The organism is Pseudomonas sp. 10C3, from assembly GCF_036346185.1.
Classification (GTDB): Bacteria; Pseudomonadota; Gammaproteobacteria; order Pseudomonadales; family Pseudomonadaceae; genus Aquipseudomonas.
Genome location: NZ_JASJVE010000008.1, coordinates 90,802 through 110,365, shown reverse-complemented (window position 1 = coordinate 110,365; position 19,564 = coordinate 90,802). Strand labels below are relative to the sequence as shown.

At 56.9% G+C, this 19,564-nt stretch carries 21 protein-coding genes; 11 read left to right on the top strand and 10 right to left on the bottom strand.

The features are described 5' to 3' along the window. The first annotated feature begins 86 nt into the window (after positions 1 to 86). The 3 genes from QN399_RS09585 to tal all read left to right on the top strand — a co-directional run bounded on the left by QN399_RS09585 (position 87) and on the right by tal (position 3,394). Positions 87 to 848, top strand: a complete 762-nt coding sequence (locus tag QN399_RS09585) for a hypothetical protein (RefSeq protein WP_322216978.1) — start codon at positions 87 to 89, stop codon at positions 846 to 848. 465 nt (positions 849 to 1,313) lie between these two features. Continuing rightward, on the top strand, positions 1,314 to 2,315 hold the full coding sequence (gene dusA, locus QN399_RS09580; RefSeq protein WP_322178604.1) for a tRNA dihydrouridine(20/20a) synthase DusA: 1,002 nt from the start codon (positions 1,314 to 1,316) through the stop codon (positions 2,313 to 2,315). A gap of 152 nt (positions 2,316 to 2,467) precedes the next feature. After that, a complete protein-coding gene (gene tal, locus QN399_RS09575) occupies positions 2,468 to 3,394 on the top strand; it encodes a transaldolase (protein WP_322178603.1) in 927 nt (308 codons plus the stop codon). 64 nt (positions 3,395 to 3,458) lie between these two features. On the opposite strand, the gene rssC is transcribed toward tal, so the two are convergent. Both rssC and rssB read right to left on the bottom strand, forming a co-directional pair. Further along, positions 3,459 to 3,941, bottom strand: coding sequence for an anti-sigma factor antagonist RssC (gene rssC / locus QN399_RS09570; RefSeq protein WP_219063157.1), 483 nt, complete (start codon positions 3,939 to 3,941; stop codon positions 3,459 to 3,461). Beyond that, on the bottom strand, positions 3,941 to 5,122 hold the full coding sequence (rssB, locus tag QN399_RS09565) for a two-component system response regulator RssB (RefSeq protein ID WP_322178602.1): 1,182 nt from the start codon (positions 5,120 to 5,122) through the stop codon (positions 3,941 to 3,943). Before rssB ends, rssC begins: the two co-directional genes overlap by 1 nt. A 268-nt stretch (positions 5,123 to 5,390) precedes the next feature. On the opposite strand from rssB, the gene QN399_RS09560 reads away from it, so the two are divergent. Beyond that, positions 5,391 to 5,690 (top strand): PilZ domain-containing protein, encoded by a 300-nt coding sequence (locus QN399_RS09560; protein ID WP_322178601.1) that lies wholly within the window; start codon positions 5,391 to 5,393, stop codon positions 5,688 to 5,690. 72 nt (positions 5,691 to 5,762) lie between these two features. Here QN399_RS09560 and QN399_RS09555 read toward each other — a convergent pair whose 3' ends face one another. After that, entirely contained in the window at positions 5,763 to 6,464 is a 702-nt protein-coding gene (locus QN399_RS09555) for a VacJ family lipoprotein (protein WP_322178600.1), read from the bottom strand. A gap of 208 nt (positions 6,465 to 6,672) precedes the next feature. Between QN399_RS09555 and QN399_RS09550 the strand changes: the two genes are divergently transcribed. Together QN399_RS09550 and QN399_RS09545 are read left to right on the top strand one after the other, a co-directional pair. Next, a complete protein-coding gene (locus QN399_RS09550; protein WP_322178599.1) occupies positions 6,673 to 7,341 on the top strand; it encodes an HAD family phosphatase in 669 nt (222 codons plus the stop codon). Between the two features lie 121 nt (positions 7,342 to 7,462). Further along, on the top strand, positions 7,463 to 7,726 hold the full coding sequence (locus QN399_RS09545; protein WP_322178598.1) for a DUF4404 family protein: 264 nt from the start codon (positions 7,463 to 7,465) through the stop codon (positions 7,724 to 7,726). A 66-nt stretch (positions 7,727 to 7,792) separates the two neighbouring features. Here QN399_RS09545 and queF read toward each other — a convergent pair whose 3' ends face one another. Next, positions 7,793 to 8,623 carry an NADPH-dependent 7-cyano-7-deazaguanine reductase QueF gene (queF, locus tag QN399_RS09540; protein WP_322178597.1) on the bottom strand — a complete coding sequence of 277 codons (831 nt, stop codon included), beginning with the start codon at positions 8,621 to 8,623 and terminating at the stop codon, positions 7,793 to 7,795. A 61-nt stretch (positions 8,624 to 8,684) separates the two neighbouring features. After that, positions 8,685 to 9,254: a plastocyanin/azurin family copper-binding protein gene (locus QN399_RS09535; protein ID WP_322178596.1), complete on the bottom strand. Its 570-nt coding sequence runs from the start codon at positions 9,252 to 9,254 to the stop codon at positions 8,685 to 8,687. 164 nt (positions 9,255 to 9,418) lie between these two features. On the opposite strand from QN399_RS09535, the gene QN399_RS09530 reads away from it, so the two are divergent. Both QN399_RS09530 and QN399_RS09525 read left to right on the top strand, forming a co-directional pair. After that, the gene (locus tag QN399_RS09530) at positions 9,419 to 10,099 is read left to right on the top strand and encodes a heavy metal response regulator transcription factor (RefSeq protein ID WP_322178595.1); all 681 of its coding nucleotides are present in this window, start codon (positions 9,419 to 9,421) and stop codon (positions 10,097 to 10,099) included. Then, complete coding sequence (locus QN399_RS09525) at positions 10,099 to 11,454, top strand: heavy metal sensor histidine kinase (RefSeq protein ID WP_322178594.1); 1,356 nt, start codon at positions 10,099 to 10,101, stop codon at positions 11,452 to 11,454. Before QN399_RS09530 ends, QN399_RS09525 begins: the two co-directional genes overlap by 1 nt. A gap of 27 nt (positions 11,455 to 11,481) precedes the next feature. Here the strand turns inward: QN399_RS09525 and QN399_RS09520 are convergent, their stop codons facing one another. From QN399_RS09520 to QN399_RS09510, 3 genes are all read right to left on the bottom strand, one after another. Continuing rightward, entirely contained in the window at positions 11,482 to 12,726 is a 1,245-nt protein-coding gene (locus QN399_RS09520) for a lipoprotein-releasing ABC transporter permease subunit (RefSeq protein WP_322178593.1), read from the bottom strand. Between the two features lie 65 nt (positions 12,727 to 12,791). Then, the gene (lolD, locus tag QN399_RS09515; protein ID WP_219063168.1) at positions 12,792 to 13,475 is read right to left on the bottom strand and encodes a lipoprotein-releasing ABC transporter ATP-binding protein LolD; all 684 of its coding nucleotides are present in this window, start codon (positions 13,473 to 13,475) and stop codon (positions 12,792 to 12,794) included. Between the two features lie 7 nt (positions 13,476 to 13,482). Then, positions 13,483 to 14,733, bottom strand: a complete 1,251-nt coding sequence (locus QN399_RS09510; RefSeq protein WP_219063169.1) for a lipoprotein-releasing ABC transporter permease subunit — start codon at positions 14,731 to 14,733, stop codon at positions 13,483 to 13,485. Positions 14,734 to 14,826: 93 nt separating this feature from the next. Between QN399_RS09510 and QN399_RS09505 the strand changes: the two genes are divergently transcribed. Then, on the top strand, positions 14,827 to 15,414 hold the full coding sequence (locus QN399_RS09505; protein WP_322178592.1) for a PilZ domain-containing protein: 588 nt from the start codon (positions 14,827 to 14,829) through the stop codon (positions 15,412 to 15,414). 95 nt (positions 15,415 to 15,509) lie between these two features. Continuing rightward, positions 15,510 to 16,232: a glycerophosphodiester phosphodiesterase gene (locus QN399_RS09500; protein ID WP_322178591.1), complete on the top strand. Its 723-nt coding sequence runs from the start codon at positions 15,510 to 15,512 to the stop codon at positions 16,230 to 16,232. A 42-nt stretch (positions 16,233 to 16,274) separates the two neighbouring features. Here QN399_RS09500 and sthA read toward each other — a convergent pair whose 3' ends face one another. Together sthA and QN399_RS09490 are read right to left on the bottom strand one after the other, a co-directional pair. Beyond that, the gene (sthA, locus tag QN399_RS09495) at positions 16,275 to 17,669 is read right to left on the bottom strand and encodes a Si-specific NAD(P)(+) transhydrogenase (protein WP_322178590.1); all 1,395 of its coding nucleotides are present in this window, start codon (positions 17,667 to 17,669) and stop codon (positions 16,275 to 16,277) included. 196 nt (positions 17,670 to 17,865) lie between these two features. Continuing rightward, entirely contained in the window at positions 17,866 to 18,861 is a 996-nt protein-coding gene (locus tag QN399_RS09490; RefSeq protein ID WP_322178589.1) for an FAD:protein FMN transferase, read from the bottom strand. A 141-nt stretch (positions 18,862 to 19,002) separates the two neighbouring features. On the opposite strand from QN399_RS09490, the gene QN399_RS09485 reads away from it, so the two are divergent. Then, positions 19,003 to 19,563 (top strand): chalcone isomerase family protein, encoded by a 561-nt coding sequence (locus QN399_RS09485; protein WP_322216986.1) that lies wholly within the window; start codon positions 19,003 to 19,005, stop codon positions 19,561 to 19,563. The last annotated feature ends 1 nt before the right edge of the window (position 19,564 follow it).

The following is a 19,564-nucleotide window of genomic DNA, read 5'->3' as shown; positions in this document are numbered from 1 at the left end:
AACGCTATCCGACGCCTTAACAGCCAGGCCGTCTACTATCATGAATCTACCAAACAGCCTGAAGACAACGACAACGGAGGTTGAACTTGAATCATCTGGTGATCGCGGCAGTCGTTTTCATCTGTCTGTTCGGTAGCGCGCTGCTGGGTTCGTATCTACGCGGGCGGCTGCCCTCTCAACACCTGAGCGATGAATCCATCAGCGTAGTGAAACTCGCCACAGGCCTGATCGCGACAATGGCCGCCCTGGTGCTTGGTCTTCTTGTCTCGTCAGCCAAAGGCACTTTCGATACGACCAGCGCCGAGCTCGTGGGAACGGCGGCCAAGGTCGTTCAATTCGACCGAGTGTTGTCCCGATATGGGCCGGACACCCAAGAAATCCGCAGCCTGCTCAAGCATAACTACGCAGGCGTCATGCAAGTGCTTGCATCACGCGATGCGACACAGATCGCAAAGCTCGACAGCCCCGAGGCAATAAACCGGTCTGAAGAGCTGCAGCGCAAGGTGGAAGCCCTTTCCCCTGGCAATGATGCTCAGAGCGCGCTCAAGGCACGTGCCTTGCTGGTTATGGATGAAGTGTTTGCTACCCGCTGGCTGGCACTCCTTCAGGCAAATGGCTCGATCCCGCTTACGATGCTTGCGATTCTGGTGTCGTGGCTGTGCATTATCTTCGGCACCTTTGGCTTGTTCGCGCCTCGTAACGGCACCATTTTGGCCGTGCTAATGATGTGCGCACTATCAACCTCCGCGGCGATTCTTCTGGTCGAGGAACTGAACAGGCCGCTCGATGGTTTGATCGGTGTATCACTTGAGCCCATACGCGACACACTAGGCAGACTCGGTCAGTAGCCAAATTCCAGGGCGAGCACGGGTGTGAGATAGAGGCGCCTATAGTTTTTCAAATTCGCTTTTAAGCTGATCTGAATCAATGGCCCATGACCGACAGCGCTATAAACAGTACGTTTGACTGAGCAAGGAAATAACCGAGTTATGTGTAGCGCCAGGGTAAGATTCAGCAAACTGACACCTGATGGCATCACGCTAACCATCACCGGTTATGTCTGTAGCCCTAGAATTGTTAGCGCGACCAAGAGTGACCTCCTCTTTGAAATACTCAAGAGACTGAGCGCTGCCGGTATTCCGTTGGCCAGCCCTAAACCTTGATGCCTACGAAATTTTCGGGTTGGATTGATTGTTTAAATGCAGTGGGCCCGTTTGTATAGATAGCTACCCGGCTGCACGGATCTGCCTACCCACCTTCCGACGCCATTCCTGATAAACTTTCATCTCCCGCCTCACCCACCTAGATACCCAATGCCCCTAAATCTCGCCACGGCACCACCCCAATCCTTCTCCCGCCGCTTCAGTGTTGCGCCGATGATGGATTGGACCGATCACCATTGCCGCTTTTTCCTGCGGCTGTTGTCGAAAAACGCGCTGCTCTACACGGAAATGGTCACGACCGGCGCGCTTCTCAATGGGGATCACGCTCGTTTCCTGCAGCACGATGAAGCAGAGCACCCACTGGCTCTTCAACTGGGCGGGAGCGTTCCTGCCGACTTGGCAGCCTGCGCGCGTATGGCTGAAGCCGTAGGCTATGACGAGGTCAATCTGAATGTGGGCTGTCCGAGTGATCGGGTGCAGAACAATTTGATTGGCGCGGTGTTGATGGCGCATCCGGGGTTGGTGGCGGATTGTGTCAAGGCGATGCTGGATGCAGTGTCGATACCGGTGACGGTGAAGCATCGGATAGGGATCAATGGTCGGGACAGTTACGCGCAGTTGTGTGACTTTGTCGGACAGGTGAGTGAGGCGGGTTGCACGAGTTTTACCGTGCATGCGCGGATTGCGATTCTTGAGGGGTTGTCGCCTAAGGAGAACCGCGATATTCCGCCGCTGCGCTATGACATAGCTGCGCAGTTGAAGGCGGATTTTCCTGACCTGGAAATCATTCTCAACGGAGGGATCAAGACGCTCGAGCAATGCCGTGAACATTTGCAGGTGTTCGATGGCGTGATGTTGGGGCGTGAGGCTTATCACAACCCTTATGTGTTGGCCGAGGTCGATCAGCAGCTATTTGGCAGTACCGCGCCGGTGATTTCCCGGGCGGAGTCGCTGGCGACGTTACGGCCTTATATAGCGGCTCATATTGCCAACGGCGGTTCGATGCATCACATCACTCGGCATGTGCTGGGGCTGGGTACGGGTTTTCCGGGAGCTCGGCGGTTTCGGCAATTGCTGTCGGTCGATATCCATAAGGCGAAAGACCCGCTGGCGTTGCTGGATCAGGCGGCGCAGCTACTCGAAGGTCGGTAGTTACCGCGTCGCTTGGGGAACAACCGGTACGGATCGGGTTCAAAGGATTCTGGATCGCTTATCCGCCTCTTGGAGTGCCGATAAGGATGCGCCCTTGAGTGGCTGGCAGCGCTCGGGTAATGTCTTCTAACCGCACAGGACAGAGCACGCTCATGACTTCCAAGCTGGATCAACTCAAGCAAATGACTACTGTGGTCGCTGATACTGGCGATTTTGATGCCATCGCCCGCCTCAAGCCGGTGGATGCGACGACCAACCCTTCCCTGCTGCTCAAGGCCGCGTCCAGTTCGAACAACGCCGAACTGCTCGCCGATGCGTTTAGCGGTAGCAAAAACGATATTGGACTCGCTTGCGACCGGTTTGCCGTCGCGATCGGGCAAAAAATTCTCAACGTGGTACCTGGCCGCGTTTCCACTGAAGTGGACTCCCGGTTGTCATTCGACACTGATGCCATGATCAATCGCGCCGAGCGTCTGGTTGGCCTTTACGATGATGCCGGCATTGGCCGCGACCGGATACTGATCAAACTGGCGTCGACCTGGGAAGGCATTCGTGCCGCCGAGAAGCTCGAACGCGATGGCATTCAGACCAACCTCACGCTGCTGTTCTCGTTTGCTCAAGCAATTGCCTGCGCCGAGGCTGGCGTGTTCTTGATTTCGCCGTTCGTAGGGCGGATTTACGACTGGTACAAAAAATCGGCTGGTCGTGATTTTTTTGGCGCTGAAGACCCAGGCGTGCAATCGGTCACCCGGATCTACAACTACTACAAGTCCAATGACTACAAGACCGTGGTCATGGGCGCGAGCTTCCGCAACCTCAGCCAGATCGAGCTACTGGCCGGGTGTGATCGTCTGACCATCAGCCCGGACTTGCTGGAGCAGCTGTCGAATGACAACGGTAAGCTGGAGCGAAAACTGGCACCGGGCAATGCCGGTGAGAAACGTCAGAGCTTGAGCGAGAACCAGTTCCGCTGGGCCTCGAACGAAGATGCGATGGCCACCGAAAAACTGGCAGAAGGCATTCGTCAGTTCGCACGGGATCAGGAAAAACTCGAAGCATTACTCGCCGCCAAGGCCTGAATACATCAAAGGGCGGCACCTTCACAGGTCCGCCCTTTTTAATTCCCGCGCAACAGTGCCGCTATCAGTGCCGCTCTAGCGCATTGACCAAGTCGTGAAACGCTTCGCGATTAGAGTCGTTCAAGCCCATCAGTATCTTGTGCGCTTCCAGCACTTTGGCCTTCACTACTTCTTCGGACTGATCCTGCGACGGTAAGTCGGTCAGGCACTCAGGACATGGGATCGGCCGATCTACTATGTTGAACACTTGATCAAAGCCCATCGACTGCAACAGTCGAGTGATGTCTTCGTGGGTGGTGACGACCGTCGGCAATAACCCCACTTTTTGGCGCGACAAGATGGACAACTTGGCCAGCAAGCCGAGCGTCGTGCTGTCAATGCTACGGGTTTCGGTCAAATCGATGACGATTGCCGAAAAATTCCGCGCAGTGAAGATACGTTCAATAGTTGCATCCAAAGCCGAACAGAGCGTAAGGCGCACTTCGCCAACAAACTTGAGGACAAAAGTGCCTGCTTGCTCAGCGAACTGGATTCTACCGGTACTCATTAAAGGTTCCTGCTCAACACCAACAAGGCGATATCATCCGGCATCTCTCCTAGCGTGGCCAATCCAAAAACTTGACGCAGACCATCCAGGCTGCCGCCGGCCTTTTTTACCAGCTGAGGTAAAATGGCCTCTTTCTCTTTGAGTGTATCACCGGGCAAAAGGTCCAAAATCCCATCGGAGAGTAAAGTCAGGCTGAAGGTCTCAGGCAAGTCCAGTACGTGATCCTGATAGGTCGCCTCATTGAACAGCCCGACCGGCAGGCCACGGCCTTCCAGATAATGGACATCCGTGGGCGTGTACAAGATCGGTAGCGGTAAATGGCCACCGATGCTGTAGGTCAATTTCCCGGTTTCTTCGTCGATCACACCACCCACCATGGTCACATGCTTGCCCAGGTTGCAGTTGATCAGTCCACGGTTGATATGACCCAGCACCTCCGAAGGTTTGAACTCCGGCAATGTACCGCTACGTTTGAATTCGAACAACAGGCGCGTGGTCATGAACTTCAGCAGCACCGTGACAAAGGCTGAAGAAGCACCATGCCCGGACACGTCGGCGAGGTAAAACGCCACGCGGCGCTCGTCGACCCGAAAGTAATCCACGAAGTCGCCCGACAGGTATAGCGACGGGATGATCTCGTGAGCGAACTGGAACTGATCGACCGCCCATGGATTGACCGGCAACATGTTCATCTGCACCTGTCGACCGGCGTTCTGGTCTTCCTGGAGCAAATGCAGGCTGGCTTCGAGTTCGCGGTTGGCCGTTTCGAGCTTCTGACGATAGCGCTGGTTTTCCAGAAGCAGCCGCGCACGATCCAGGGCTCGACGCACTGAGTGCTCAAGCACCGCTAGATCTTCTAGAGGCTTGACCAAGTAATCGGCAGCACCCAGGCGCAAGGCCTCGACGGCGTCGCTCATGACTCCTGCCCCGGATACGACTATCACTGGCGTTTCAGGCGAGAGGGTAGTTACCTGACGGATCAGCTCGAGGCCGCCCACCTGAGGCATACGCAGGTCGCAGATCACAAGGTCGGGCTTTTTTTGCTCAAAGACCTGAAGACCCTGCAAGCCATTGCTCGCTTGCAGGACGCTGAAACCACTGTCTTCCAAATAGGCGGCGATGCTAGCTCGCACTACTTCGTCGTCATCGATTATCAGCAGCGTGGCACTGGTTTTCTGCATGTGGGCAAACGGCGCCAGAGTAGGTTGGCGTAGGCGGCTCGGTTTTTACCGGACTCGCGTACTGGATTCGCTTCTAGCCTCTCTGAACAGTAACGACAGACTTTTGGTCGTGCGCAGCGCTGTTCAAAGGTGCCCTTCAAGGCGCAGACGGTACTCCCATACGCCGGGCGTTTCAAGCTCACGCCGATGGTCACTGGATGTCTTTACATCGCAAATCACCCGGAGTTATAAGAACAGGTAAATCAGCAACGAAATCGAAGGACATGTCATGAGCCAAAATGATCGGAACTACGCGGAAAAGAGAGATTACATCCGCATGCGTGTGGATGCCGACGTGACCCTGTTGTACGCCGGCCAGATCATTCCAGCAGTCTGCGTGGACCTGTCAAGCTCGGGCATGCAAGTGGAGACGCCTCGCGTGTTCAAGGTCGGAGACAAGCTGAGTGTGCGGATCGATTCCGACCATACGGCGCTCAAGGGGCTGGAAGCAGATACCGAAGTCGTGTGGCTAACCGATCAAGAAGAAGGGGGTCAGAAGCTAGGCCTGACTATTCTCTCAATGAATTGAATCGATTTTTTTCGAAGGGAAAATCAAACAAAAAAGGCGACCAGAAGGTCGCCTTTTTTACTGGCCGGAAGACTAGAAATCGTCTTTGACCTTGCCGTCTTTCACCTTGAACTCACGGTTTTGCAAGTAGGCGTTACGGATGAACGTGTATTTGTCGCCGCGGATCAACTTCTCAGCTGACAGCAGGCTCGCACGGGTGTCAATAATATCCACACCCCACGTGGTGTTACGGGCCGGTATGTCATTCATGTAATGGTACGGTGCATCGTAAGTATCAGGGTACAGGGCGAGGCCATCGCGCACGTTGCTAGGACCGAGCAACGGCAGCACCACATATGGGCCGCTCGGCAAACCCCAATAACCCAAGGTCTGACCAAAGTCTTCATCGTTACGCTGCAAACCCATTTTGGTACCGACGTCGAAGAAGCCGGCCACACCAAGCGTGGTATTCAAGAGCAGACGCGTTGTGTCGACGCCCGCAGCGTACGGCTTGGCCTGCAATACATCATTGGCGAAGTTGCGAACGTCACCGATGTTATTGAACATGTTGTGGATGCCGTCTTCAAGGAACTGCGGCGTGATGTACTGATAACCCTGCGCCAATGGCTTCAGCGCATAGGTATCGAGCGTGTCATTGAAGCGGAAAATGACTCGGTTGACGCCTTCCCAAGGGTCTTCATCAGCGGCCTGAGCAACCATGGGAACCAGCGCAACACCGGCACAAATACACAATTGAGCCAGACGATCGATAAAGCCTGCACCAGTCACGGGCATAGCAGACACTCCTAGAGACAGTAATGGGACGGGCGCTACGCCCTGCAACTCAAGACGCGCAGTATAAAGCCTTCCACGACTATTTAGGCAGCTTAGTGGATCCAGAGGCTGACAAAGCACAAAATCAACGGCCCACCCTCGTGACTAAGTCGTCATGCGACTGTCATCTATCACCCGTAGCGTGTGAGGATACTTCAGGGACGTCACCATGCCTGCGCCACGCGCCACACCAGCCCCCTCTCCTTCGCCGACCTTCACTGCCCTGCTCTTTGGCCTCAGTGGCTGCCTGGTCGACTTTGGTGCTCGCGCCCGAGCGGTGTCGGCCCGAAACGCACTCGACGCACAGCCGCAGGATATTCAATTCGAGATGAGCGAGCAGGCCCGCGTCACACCGGGCGCTCTGGATATTCTGCAAACTCTAAGCCGACAAGGCGTACCTTGCGTATGGCTGGATGATCTCCCCTCCACGGTCAGCCAGCGCTTGGCGGCGCCACTGCTGGAATGGGTTCAACCGGCCGATCATGCCACTCCCTCCTGCGCAGCCTGGCCCGCACCCGATGCCTGCTGGCAGGCGTTAATGGCCTTGAAGGTGAAACAACTCGATGGCTGCGTGCTCGTCAGCGGTGAACCACGCCTGCTGCAGTCCGGGCTCAATGCCGGACTCTGGACCGTCGGCCTGGCATCTTGCGGCCCCCTCTGCGGATTGTCGCCTAGTGAATGGCGAGCGCTGAACAGTACTGAACGCGAATACCGACGCGGCCAAGCGACCCTACAACTGTATGGCCTTGGTGTGCATTCAGTGATCGATCACCTTGGGGAACTCGCTTCCTGCCTCGCCGATATCAGCTTGCGCCGCACCAAGGGTGAGAAACCCTGATCGCGACCCGTTGATCAAGATCATGCATGCAGCTTCGGAGTGGATTAGTCTTATACTTATCAAGGACCTTTAGCTCAGCGCTAAGGTCCATGCCAGAGACTATCCATAAAGGGAGCACGCTATGCCTGCCCGCGAACTGCAAGAACAACTCAATACCCTGCGCGAGCAACTGGAGCAGAACCCGCCGCTGTCCGAATCGGAACGCGAGCACCTGCATGATCTGATGCAGAAGATCGAACTGGAGCTGCAACTGGAAACCGTGACTCAGGATTCGAGCTTGGCTGACAACGTCAATCTTGCCGTCGAACGCTTTGAGCTGGAACATCCAGCCATTGCCGGAACATTGCGTAGCATTGTTCAGACCTTGGGTAATATCGGGATTTAAGCCCACCCGCGAAACACATCGGTTACGCACCACAAAAACCCGTCTGATTTAGACGGGTTTTTTCGTTTACTGACGTGCCAGCCTGCGGTTTTCCAGACTGATCGCCTCGGTACTGCGATAAGGGTTGATGTCCAACCCGCCGCGTCGCACGTAACGTGCGTAGACCGTTAACTTCTCTGGCTTGAGCAAGCGTTGCAGATCGAGAAAAATCCGCTCGACGCATTGCTCGTGAAAATCGGAGTGCTGACGAAAGCTGACGATATAGGCCAACAAACTGGCGTGATCCAGAGCGGAACCGCGATATTCCACAGCAACGCTACCCCAGTCAGGTTGGCTAGTGACCGGACAATTAGACTTGAGCAGATGGCTGTGCAGGCTTTCTTCGATCACCCGCGATTCATCGCAACGCAGCAGCTCTGGGCGCGGCGTTTCATAGCTGTTGATGCTCACGTCCAGCTCATCGATGCAAACGCCCGGCAATGCCGCGACACCCTCTGCTTCAACGTCACTCAGGCTGCGAATGCGTACGCCCACCGGCTTGCCAGCGGCGGCAGACAGATCCGCCTGCAACGTCGAGACCAGGCTGGCGCGATCCGGGAACTCGGTCTGGTTCAGCGAGTTAAGGTAGAGCTTGAAAGATTTAGACTCAATAATATTCGGCGAGTCTGCCGGGATGGTGAATTCACCAATAGCTACCACCGGCTTGCCCGACGGCAGCAACCAGGACAACTCGAAACAGTTCCAGAAGTCGACACCTTGATAGGGCAGCGTTTCAGCTGTGAGCCCAAGCTCGGCCCATTTCGCCGCGCGCGGGATCGGGAACAGCAGGGACGGCGTGTAGGTAGCAATGTATTCACTGGACTTGCCCAGCGGCGAATGTTCGGCTGCGGGATGCATGGCGGGGACCTGGCTAAATAATCCCCGCAAGTTTATAGGGTTTGCCCGCAGCTTTCAGCGCCTAGTCGACGACGTTGATCTTGCCGACCATACCCGCCTGATAATGCCCGGGAATGTTGCAGGCAAATTCCAGGTTGCTGGCCTTGCTGAAGGTCCAGGTCAATTCGGCGGTTTTGCCCGGCTCAACCAGCACGCTGTTGGGGGCGTCGTGTTTCATGGGTTTATCATTATTCATTGCACCTTGCATCATGCTGTCATGACCCATACTGCCGTGATCCATTGCCTCATGGCTCATTGCCTCATGACTCATACCCGTCGGCGAGAGCATGCCGCCTTGCTGCATCGCGAGCATTTCCTTCTGATGTTCCGCGTGCATGGCCGCGTCGCCAAGGTTGAACTCGTGCAGCAACTGCCCCTTGTTGACGAGGACGAAGCGCACCGTCTCACCCGCTTTGACCTGAATAGCCTTGTCCTGGAAAAACATATCGCCCAAGGTCAACTCGACCGTGCGAGTAGCCTGAGCCGCCGGAGCAGCGTGACCGAAGTTCAGTGTATGGGCAGACGAAGCCATTAGCGGCAGGCTCAACCCCAGCAGCCCCGCGACCACGGCAATACGAACAAGCGAAACCATAGACTTCTCCAAATAAGCGACAATCAATCACCCTACTGTAGAGAGGCAGCGCTGGCAGTTAGCTGACCGGGAGATTACAACTTTGTCAGCTTCGGCCTTGGATCTGCCATTCGCGTTATAAAGTACCGCTGCATAAGCTCCTCCGCGGTCGCCACGAGTCGCCCATGAAATTACTAATCGTCGAAGATCAACCGAAAACCGGCCATTACCTGCGCCAAGGCCTGAACGAGGCCGGTTTCATCACCGAACTGGTGGCCGATGGCACCACGGGACAGCACTTGGCGTTGAGCGGCGACTACGCGCTGCTGATCCTGGATGTGATGCTGCCCGGCCGCGACGGCTGGCAGATACTCCAGGCCGTGCGCAGCGCCGGACTGGAGACGCCTGTGCTATTTCTCACAGCCCGTGATGCAGTGGAGGATCGGGTTCGAGGCCTTGAGCTGGGTGCAGATGATTACCTGGTCAAACCCTTCGCCTTCTCTGAACTGCTCGCCCGGGTCCGCAGCCTGCTTCGTCGTGGCAGCAGCGTCGCGCAGGAAACCCATCTGCAACTGGCGGATTTGCGCCTTGACCTGCTGCGTCGACGTGTCGAGCGCAATGGACACCGCATCGACCTGACGGCCAAGGAGTTTTCGCTGCTGGAACTGCTGTTGCGGCGCCAGGGTGAAGTGCTACCTAAATCGCTGATCGCATCACAGGTCTGGGACATGAATTTCGACAGCGACACCAACGTGATCGAAGTCGCCATCCGCCGCTTGCGCTTGAAGGTCGATGATGATTACCCAAACAAACTGATCCATACCGTGCGCGGCATGGGCTATGTCCTTGAAGAGCGCCCCCTGTGATGGCTCGCCTGTCCCTCAGCAGTCGTTTGGCACTGCTGTTCGCAGCCTGCACTGCCGTGGTTTCGTTGACCGCGGGCGTACTGTTCAATCGAGCCAGCGAAGCACACTTCATCGAGCTGGACCAACAATCACTCGACAGCAAGTTGCAGACATTTCGCTCGGTATTGAAGGGTGTTGCAAGCCAAACCGATCTCATCGGTCGACAAGCGGCGCTGCAAAGCGAACTCGGCCGTCAGCCTGACTTGGCGCTGCGTATCAGCGGCAGTGACGGAGGCATCTGGTTCGACAGCCTGCCGACGCTCCCGGCAACATTGTCCGTTCCGCACGGCCTGCACACCTTGCACAGCGCAGAGACTGAGTATCGAACGTATCACGCCTTGCTGGAGCCAGAGGCCGTTAATTCACCGCAGCTGACGCTGTTGCTGGACGTGACTCATCACCAACACTTTCTTCAGCGCATGCAGCACTTGATCTGGCTCACGGTCGGTTTTTCCGCTCTGGCCACCGCACTGCTGGGCGCATGGGCAGCACGCAGTGGCCTGCGCCCACTCAGACAGATGAGCGAAATCGCCGCCAGCGTCTCAGCCAGTTCGCTGACCACACGGCTGCCGCAGACGGAAATGCCCGCTGAACTGGCGGAACTGACGCACGCCTTCAACGCCATGCTTGGGCGCCTCGACGACGCCTTTCAGCGGCTCTCGGCATTCTCTGCGGACATCGCCCATGAGCTGCGCACACCGCTGTCCAACCTGCTGACCCACACCCAAGTCACCCTAACCCGCCCGCGCTCGACCGAAGATTATCGCGAAGCCTTGCTCGGTAATCTTGAGGAGCTGCAATGGATGGCGCAGATGATCAACGACATGCTGTATCTGGCCAAGGCCGAACACGGTTTGCTCAACCCGATGCGGGAAACCCTGCAACTGGAAGACGAAGCGGACGCAGTGCTGGAGTTCTTCGCACCCTTGGCCGAGGACGCACAGGTGCGGCTGTCACGCGAAGGCAACGCCACACTGGCCGGTGATCGCAACATGCTGCGCCGCGCTATCTCCAACCTACTGGACAACGCGCTGCGCTTCACCCCGGCGGGCGGACAGGTCGCAATGCGCATATCCCACTCGGATCAAGGGGTGCAACTAAGCATCGAAAACAACGGCGCAACTATTCCGGCACGAGCGTTACCCCATGTGTTCGATCGGTTTTTTCGTGCGGACCCTGCACGCAGCGAAGGCAGCAGTGAGCACGCGGGATTGGGGCTGGCGATCACTCAGTCAATCATCCGCGCCCACGGCGGACAGATTCGCTGCGAATCGGCGGACGACTGGACGCGCTTTGTGATTGAGTTGCCGGCTTGAGTTCAAGCGTGAATCACTGCACAGCAATCACTCGTAACGCAGCGCATACGCCGGCTGAATCTGTGCCGCACGCCAGGCTGGGTAGAGCGTCGCGAGAAAACTCAGGATAAACCCGGCGCTGCAGATCAGCGCAACGTCTGCCCACTGCAGCTGGGATGGCAGATTGTTGACGAAGTACACATCGGAACTGAAGATGTGCTGCCCCGTGACGCGCTCCAGCCAACCCACCATCTCGCTGACATTGAACGCCGCGATCACACCGAGAACGCCGCCGATAAGGGTACCGACGATCCCGATGACTGTGCCTTGAACCATGAAAATCATCATGATCTGCCCTGGCGTGGCACCAATGGTGCGCAAGATGGCGATGTCAGCACCTTTGTCGTTAACCACCATGATCAAGGTGGCAATGATGTTGAACGCCGCCACCGCGACAATCATCAACAGCAGCAGGCCGATCATGGTTTTTTCCATTTTCATCGCACTGAACAGGCTGCCCTGAGTGTGAGTCCAGTCATCGGCGCGGTAATCAGCACCGAGGCCGGCAACAATGGCAGCCGAGACTTGCGGCGCGGTGTACAGATCCTTCAGCGCCAGACGTACGCCTTGCACTTGATCAGGCTGCCAGCGCTGCATTTGCGCAGCGTCGGCGACGTTGATCAGAGCCATGGAACCGTCCAGTTCGGCACCCACCTTGAACACGCCGACCACCGTCAGCCGCTGCAGGCGCGGGGTAATGCCGCCGGGCGCGTTACTGGCTTCCGGGACGATCAGGGTCAGCTTGTCGCCGACGTTCAGGCGAAAACGTCGAGCGGTGATCTCACCGACCACCACACCGAATTCGCCAGCCTTGAGGTCTTCCAGGCGCCCTTGAGTGATGTGCTGAGCAACAATCGAAACCTTGTGCTCCAGCGCGGGGTCAACGCCGCTGATCTGGATCGGCTGCATCGAACCCTTATAGGAGAACATGCCCTCCATTTCAGTGAACGGAACGGCAGCGGTCACCTCGGGGTTCTTCATCGCCGCAGCGGCTGCGGGCTTCCAGTCGTCAAGCGGCGTTACGCCAGCGATAACGGCGTGGGGCACCATGCCCAGAATCCGCGAACTCATTTCACGCTGAAAACCATTCATCACCGACAGCACCACGATCATCGCCAACACGCCCAGCGCGAGGCCAATCATCGAGGTCATCGAAATAAACGAAATAAAGTGATTACGGCGCTTGGCGCGGGTATAGCGCGCGCCAATAAAAATTGATAACGGTCTGAACATTCGCGGAGCACCGTAGAAAAAATGAAAACCCCGACGCTGTGACAACCGGCGCCGGGTTGATTGAATCAATCAGCGACCAAATGACCATCTTCTAGACGCAACACCCGATCCATCTGCCGGGCCAGAGCCATGTCGTGGGTCACGACCAGAAACGCCGTTTGCGATGAGGTACTGAGCTCCAGCATCAAATCCTGAATGCCCTGCGCCGTGTGATGATCGAGGTTACCGGTAGGTTCGTCGAGCATCACCAGTCCCGGCCGGTTGACCAGCGCCCGGGCAATCGCCACGCGCTGACGCTCGCCGCCAGACAATTCCGATGGCTTATGCGCCAGGCGATGCCCCAGCCCTACCCGCTGCAGCAACTCGGTGGCACGCTGACGGGCTTCCGGGATCGCCGTCCGGCCGATCAACAGCGGCATGCAGACGTTCTCCAGAGCGGTGAACTCAGGCAACAGATGGTGGAATTGATACACAAACCCCAGCGCCCGGTTACGCAACAGACCCCGGGCTTTTTCGCCCAACGCCGACAATTCTTCACCCGCCAGCCACACGCTGCCTTGCGAAGGCGTATCCAGACCGCCAAGCAGATTGAGCAAGGTACTTTTACCGGAACCCGAACTGCCGACAATGGCGACGCGCTCGCCGGGGTGCAACTCCAGTTGCAAGCCCGAAAGGACCACCACCGATTCTGGGCCTTCCTCGTAGGATTTGCCCAGATTGCGGCAACTCAGTACTGCTTTATCACTCATGCCCGACTCACTCATAACGTAGCGCCTCCGCAGGCTGGGTGCGCGCAGCACGCCAGGCTGGATACAGGGTGGCGAGAAAACTCAGAATCAATGCAGCACCGCAGACCAGCAGTACGTCTTCGGCCATCAATTGCGACGGCAGGTAGTCGATGAAGTAGACGTCCGCATTGAGAAACTTGTGCCCGAGCAAACCTTCCAGCGCGGAGATCGCAGCGCTGACGTTGAGCGCGGCGAAAATCCCCACCACGGCACCGATCAGCGTCCCGACCACACCGATGACAGTGCCCTGCACCATAAAGATAGCCATGATCTGCCCAGGTGTAGCGCCCAGGGTCCGCAGGATCGCGATATCGCCCTTCTTGTCGTTGACCACCATCACCAACGTGGAAATGATATTGAAGGCAGCGACCGCAACGATCAGTAACAACAGCAAGCCGATCATGGCTTTTTCCATACGGATCGCCTGATACAGATTGCCTTGGGTCCGGGTCCAGTCACGGGCATAGAAATTATGATCACCCAACGTCTGCGCGATTTCCCATGACACCCGGGGCGCCTCGAACAGGTCGTCGAACTTCAGACGCAGCCCTTGCACCTGATCCGGTTTCCAGCGATGCAGACGCGCCAGATCGGTAAGATTGGTCAGGCCGAGGTAGCCGTCCAGCTCGCCAGCGCCGACGTGAAAGATGCCGACGACGGTAAAGCGCTTCATCCGCGGAAATATTCCGGCGGGGGTGACCGTCACTTCCGGAGCGACGAAGGTCAGTTTGTCACCGAGGCCTACACCCAGTTTCGTGGCGGCCTTGTCGCCGATAACGATCCCAAAGCTACCGGGTGCCAGATCATCCAGACGCCCCTTCAGCATGAAGTTATCGATGATCGAAACCTTGCGCTCCTGCGCCGGATCAATCGCGTTGAGCAGCACCTTCTGCACCTGACCGTTGCTGGTCAGCAAACCCTGCATCTGGGTAAACGGCGCAACCGCGACAACCTTGGGGTTCGCCTTGACCTTGTCGCCCAGGCTTTGCCAGTCACTGATCGGCTGATCGGACTCGATGGTCGCGTGGGGCACCATGCCCAGCACACGGGTGCGCATCTCATGATCGAAACCATTCATGACCGATAACACGACGATCATCACGACGACGCCAAGGGCGAGGCCGATCATCGACGTCAGGGAAATGAAGGAGACAAAGTGATTGCGGCGTTTTGCACGGGTATAACGCGTGCCAATAAATACAAAAAGAGGTCTGAACATGTCGGGGCTTGTTCGGAGGAAAGGGAACGTCCTTGTGGCGGGGCTCAGCGAGCAGCTTTACACTCAGAACACCGCCGCTACCATGGGTTCGCCATGTCGACATTAAATGAAGAAGATCGCCGCGAATACTACCGTATCGAGGACACGATCGCACTGGAAATTAACCACTTGTCCGACACTCACGCGCCCCATCAGGCGCCAGCGCAGGACACGTCCACGCTGTTCAACCTGCTCAGCGAGCTGCACATCAGCGAGTTCGAGTCTCAACATCTGCTACGCCAGTTAGGCGATCACGACCGCGCGCTAGGCAGTTATCTAAAGGCCCTGAACAAGCGTATCGATTTGCTCGGCCAAGTCGTGGCACACACCGTCCTGGGCAAGATCGGCGAGCCACAGCTGGTGATTCTCTCCGAAGGCGGCGTGCTGTTTCATCATCCACTGCCGATTCCCACAGGCACAAAACTGTCCATCAAGATGGTGCTGATGCCACAAGCACTGGGCTTGATGATGAACGCCAAGGTCACGCACTGCGACGCTCGCGAAATCGGAAATTTCGAAATCGGCACTGAGTTCGAGGACCTGCCGGATGCCCAGCGACAGCTGCTCGCCCGTTATATTTTGCAACGACAATCCCAGCAACGCCGCCTGGCGCGAGAGCAAAACAATGGCTCAGAGACTTGATACCTGACAAATTCGGCTATCCCGTGAAAACATCCGAACCCAGGTAACGAAGACGCTTAGGCAATAAGCAGCGCAAAAACCCACAAGGAGTAAACGTGACCCTTATTTACGGCCACCGCGGCGCTAAAGGCGAAGCACCGGAAAACACCCTGACCAGCTTCCAGGAATGCCTCAAGCACGGCGTTCGCCGCTGCGAGTTGGATCTGCACCTGTCCCGTGATGGCGAATTGATGGTAATCCATGACCCGACGCTAAAACGCACCACGGATCGGCGCGGCAAAGTCATTGAGCAAGACGCTGCTGACTTGGTGACTTTTGATGCGCGCAAAGGCGGCCCCGGCTGGATTCATCCCTGCCCGATCCCACGCCTGGAGGAATTGTTCGAGCAATGCGCCTTCGATCATTGGCAACTGGAAGTCAAAAGCGCATCACGCACACGCGCTGCGACCACCGTGCTGGCAATTCGGGAGTTGGCCCAGCGTCACGGCTTGCTGGACAAGGTCACCGTTACGTCGAGTTCGCGGGAAGTATTGCGCGCAGCGCTGGACCTGACACCCGACCTGTCACGCGGACTGGTGGCTGAATACGCCTGGCTCGACCCACTGAAGGTCGCGCAAAGTTATGACTGCAAGATTCTGGCGTTGAACTGGACACTGTGCACCCCCGAGCGCTTGCAGAAAGCCCAGCGTCAGGGATTGCACGTATCTGTTTGGACCGTCAACGAACCCGCGCTGATGCGCAGGCTCGCCGACTTCGGCGTAGATAGCCTGATTACAGACTTTCCCGGTTTGGCCACTGCCACTCTCGGGAATTGCTGAAATCGGTCTCCCCGGCCGGCTCAGGCCACCGGCCGGAGCCGCTCAAAAAAGCCGGTTGAGGCCATCGTAAGCAGCTACCCGATAAGCTTCTGCCATGGTCGGGTAGTTAAAGGTGGTGTTGACGAAGTACTTGAGGGTATTGGCCTCACCCGGCTGGTTCATGATTGCCTGACCGATATGCACGATCTCTGACGCCTGGTCACCAAAGCAATGCACGCCCAGCACTTGCAGCGTCTCGCGATGGAACAGGATCTTCAGCATGCCGACCGGCTCGCCGGAGATCTGCGCCCGGGCCATGCCCTTGAAGAACGCCTTGCCAACTTCGTACGGTATTTTCGCCTGGGTCAGTTCGTGTTCATTCTTGCCGATCGAACTGATCTCCGGAATGGTGTAGATCCCGGTTGGTACATCGTTGACGAAACGCCAGCTGCCATTGTCGACGAGACTGCCCGCCGCTGAACGACCCTGGTCATAAGCCGCACTGGCCAGGCTAGGCCAACCGATCACATCGCCCGCACCATAGATGGTCGGTACGCTGGTGCGGTAGCTCTCGTCGACTTCAATCTGACCACGGCTGTTGGCCTTGATCCCGACGTTTTCCAACCCGAGTTTGTCGGTGTTGCCGGTCCGGCCGTTACACCAGAGCAAGGCGTCGGCCTTGATCTTTTTACCGGACTTGAGGTGCAGGATCACACCATGATCCAGGCCTTCGACCTTCTCGTAATCTTCGTTGTGGCGAACCATTACGTTGTTGTTGCTGAAGTGATAGCTCAACGCCTGAGAGATTTCCGAATCAAGGAAGCTCAGCAGTTGCTCACGGTTGTCCACCAGTTCGACCATCACCCCAAGACCGCTGAAGATCGAGGCGTATTCGCAACCGATAACACCGGCACCGTAGATGATCAGCTTGCGCGGGGTATGCCCGAGGCTGAGGATGGTGTCGCTGTCATAAATTCGTTGGTGGGTGAAATCGATATCGACCGGGCGATAGGGACGCGAGCCGGTGGCGATGATGATCTGATTGGCCACCAACTTTTCCAGCGTACCGTTGGGGCACACCACGTCGATGCTGTGCTCATCGGCAAAACTGCCCGTGCCTAAAAACACGTCGACACGGTTACGAGCGTAATAGCCGGTACGCGATGTCACTTGCTTGGCGATGACTTTTTCAGCGTTTTTAAGTACGTCCGGGAACGAGAACCAGCGCGGCTCACCAATGGCCCTGAACATAGGGTTGGTGTTGAAGTGGATGATTTGCTTGACCGAGTGACGCAGCGCCTTGGACGGGATGGTGCCAAGGTGAGTGCAGTTGCCGCCGACCTGACGACGGCTATCGACCATCGCTACTTTGCGTCCTGCTTTAGCGGCGTTCATTGCCGCGCCTTCTCCCGCCGGGCCTGAACCCAGCACTACTACGTCGTAGTTGTAGACAGCCATGCGTACTCCTTTAGAACAGGCCGAGGCACCACTCTGGCGTCTCTGGCTAAATCATGCCGCGGCCAGCGGCATGAAGGATCGAAACTGGTGCGCAGTCTAACCAAGCGCGCAAGCGGCGAACATTAACCCTTGGTCGCGTCGTAGGCTAATACTGTCTGCACTACATCACACGCCTGGGTGATAAATCGCTGTCGGACTACTGCGATTTCCCGGCAAACAGCCTGTCAAACTCCGGATTGCTGCGGATGATAAAACGCTTGTCGACACGAATCACAAAAAAAGCGGCAATTTTATGCTGCTCTGCAAAAGCCCAACCCCGTTCCGGTCCGAGAATCAGCAGCAGAGTGGATAAACCATCAGCCATCAACGTCGAGTGATCAATAACGGTGACCGATGCCAGCGCATGATCAATGGGCGCACCGGTCAACGCATCAAGGGTATGGGAGTAACGGTGCCCATCCTGTTCGAAATAGTTACGGTAGTCGCCAGAGGTGGAGACGCCATAACCATCGAGTTCGATGGTTTTTTCGACGACCCGCTCATCGTCCCGGGGCGCTTCGAGCGCTACACGCCAGGGCGAACCATCAGCTTTTTTCCCAACCGCCTTGAGTTCACCTGTCGCCTCGACCAAAAAACTGCCGATACCCAACGCCTGCATCCGCGCGCTGATGCGGTCCACCGCATAACCGGCTGCGATGCTATTGAAGTCCACCTCCACCGGCGCATCCTTGCACAACTGATCGCCGTCGATATGCAAGTGACCATACCCCACCCGCTGGCGCACCACGGCCAACTGCTCAGGCGTCGGCACTTGCTCGACCCGGGCCTGCGGGCCAAAACCCCACAAATCGAGCAAGGGTTCCACCGTCAGATCATATGAGCCGTCGCTGTCGATGGACAATTGCTCCCCCACCCGCACCAACGCCAACACCCCTGCGGGCATCGTCTGACAACTGTTCGCTGGCAGCCCATTGAACCGCTCAATGTCGGAATCACTGCGGTAGGTCGACATCTGCTGATCGACTTCAGCCAGAATCGCTTCCACCTCCGGCTGGACGTGCGCAACGTCTGGCCCGGAGGGGCCGCGGATGTATTTCACCGAATACGTACTGCCCATGGTCGGACCGCCAAAGCGTTCCAGGCCATCACCCGAACCGCATGCGGCCATGGAGCCCATCAGCAGTAAGGGCATCCAAAACTTGACGAGCCAAACGCTGCAATTGAGCGCGCGCGATTCTGCTATCCAATCGGAACACATTTATTCCTCGCAAGCCCGGCATCGAGCAAAAATTGACTTAACCTGTCAGTAGGCATTCAACGAAGCGCGGCCATTATGCGACATCTGATGATTTACCTGCTGCTGACATTCAGTCCATTGGCACTGGCTAATCAAGCAGAGCGCCTCAAGGAAGCAAACTTCCCCGCGCAACTCAGCGACCACTCACCTGTGCTTGAACGCAAGAGCCAGGCGGTACTGACGTATTTATGGGTCGACGTATACGCTGCAGCCCTGTTTGCTGAACCTTCGACCAGCGTCCAACAGGCGGTTTCCGCCCAAAAAACGCAGCGCCTCGAATTGTATTATTTTCGCGACATTGATCGTCAGGACGTGATCAAAGCCGCCAGTGCTACGCTCGAACGCCAGCAAAACACAGCAACCCTCGCCCGCCTGCAACCACAACTGGATCAGATCAATCAGAGCATCCAGAGTATTCGTCGCGGAGACAGGTACGCCTTGACCTGGCAGCCTGGCCAGGGACTGAAGATGGAATGCAACAGCAAGGTCATCTTCAGCAGCCGGGACAGCGAATTGGCCCAGGTATATTTCTCGATCTGGCTGGGGACTCAGGGGGTCTCAGACGACTTGCGAGAAGCCTTGCTCACGCAGAATTGAG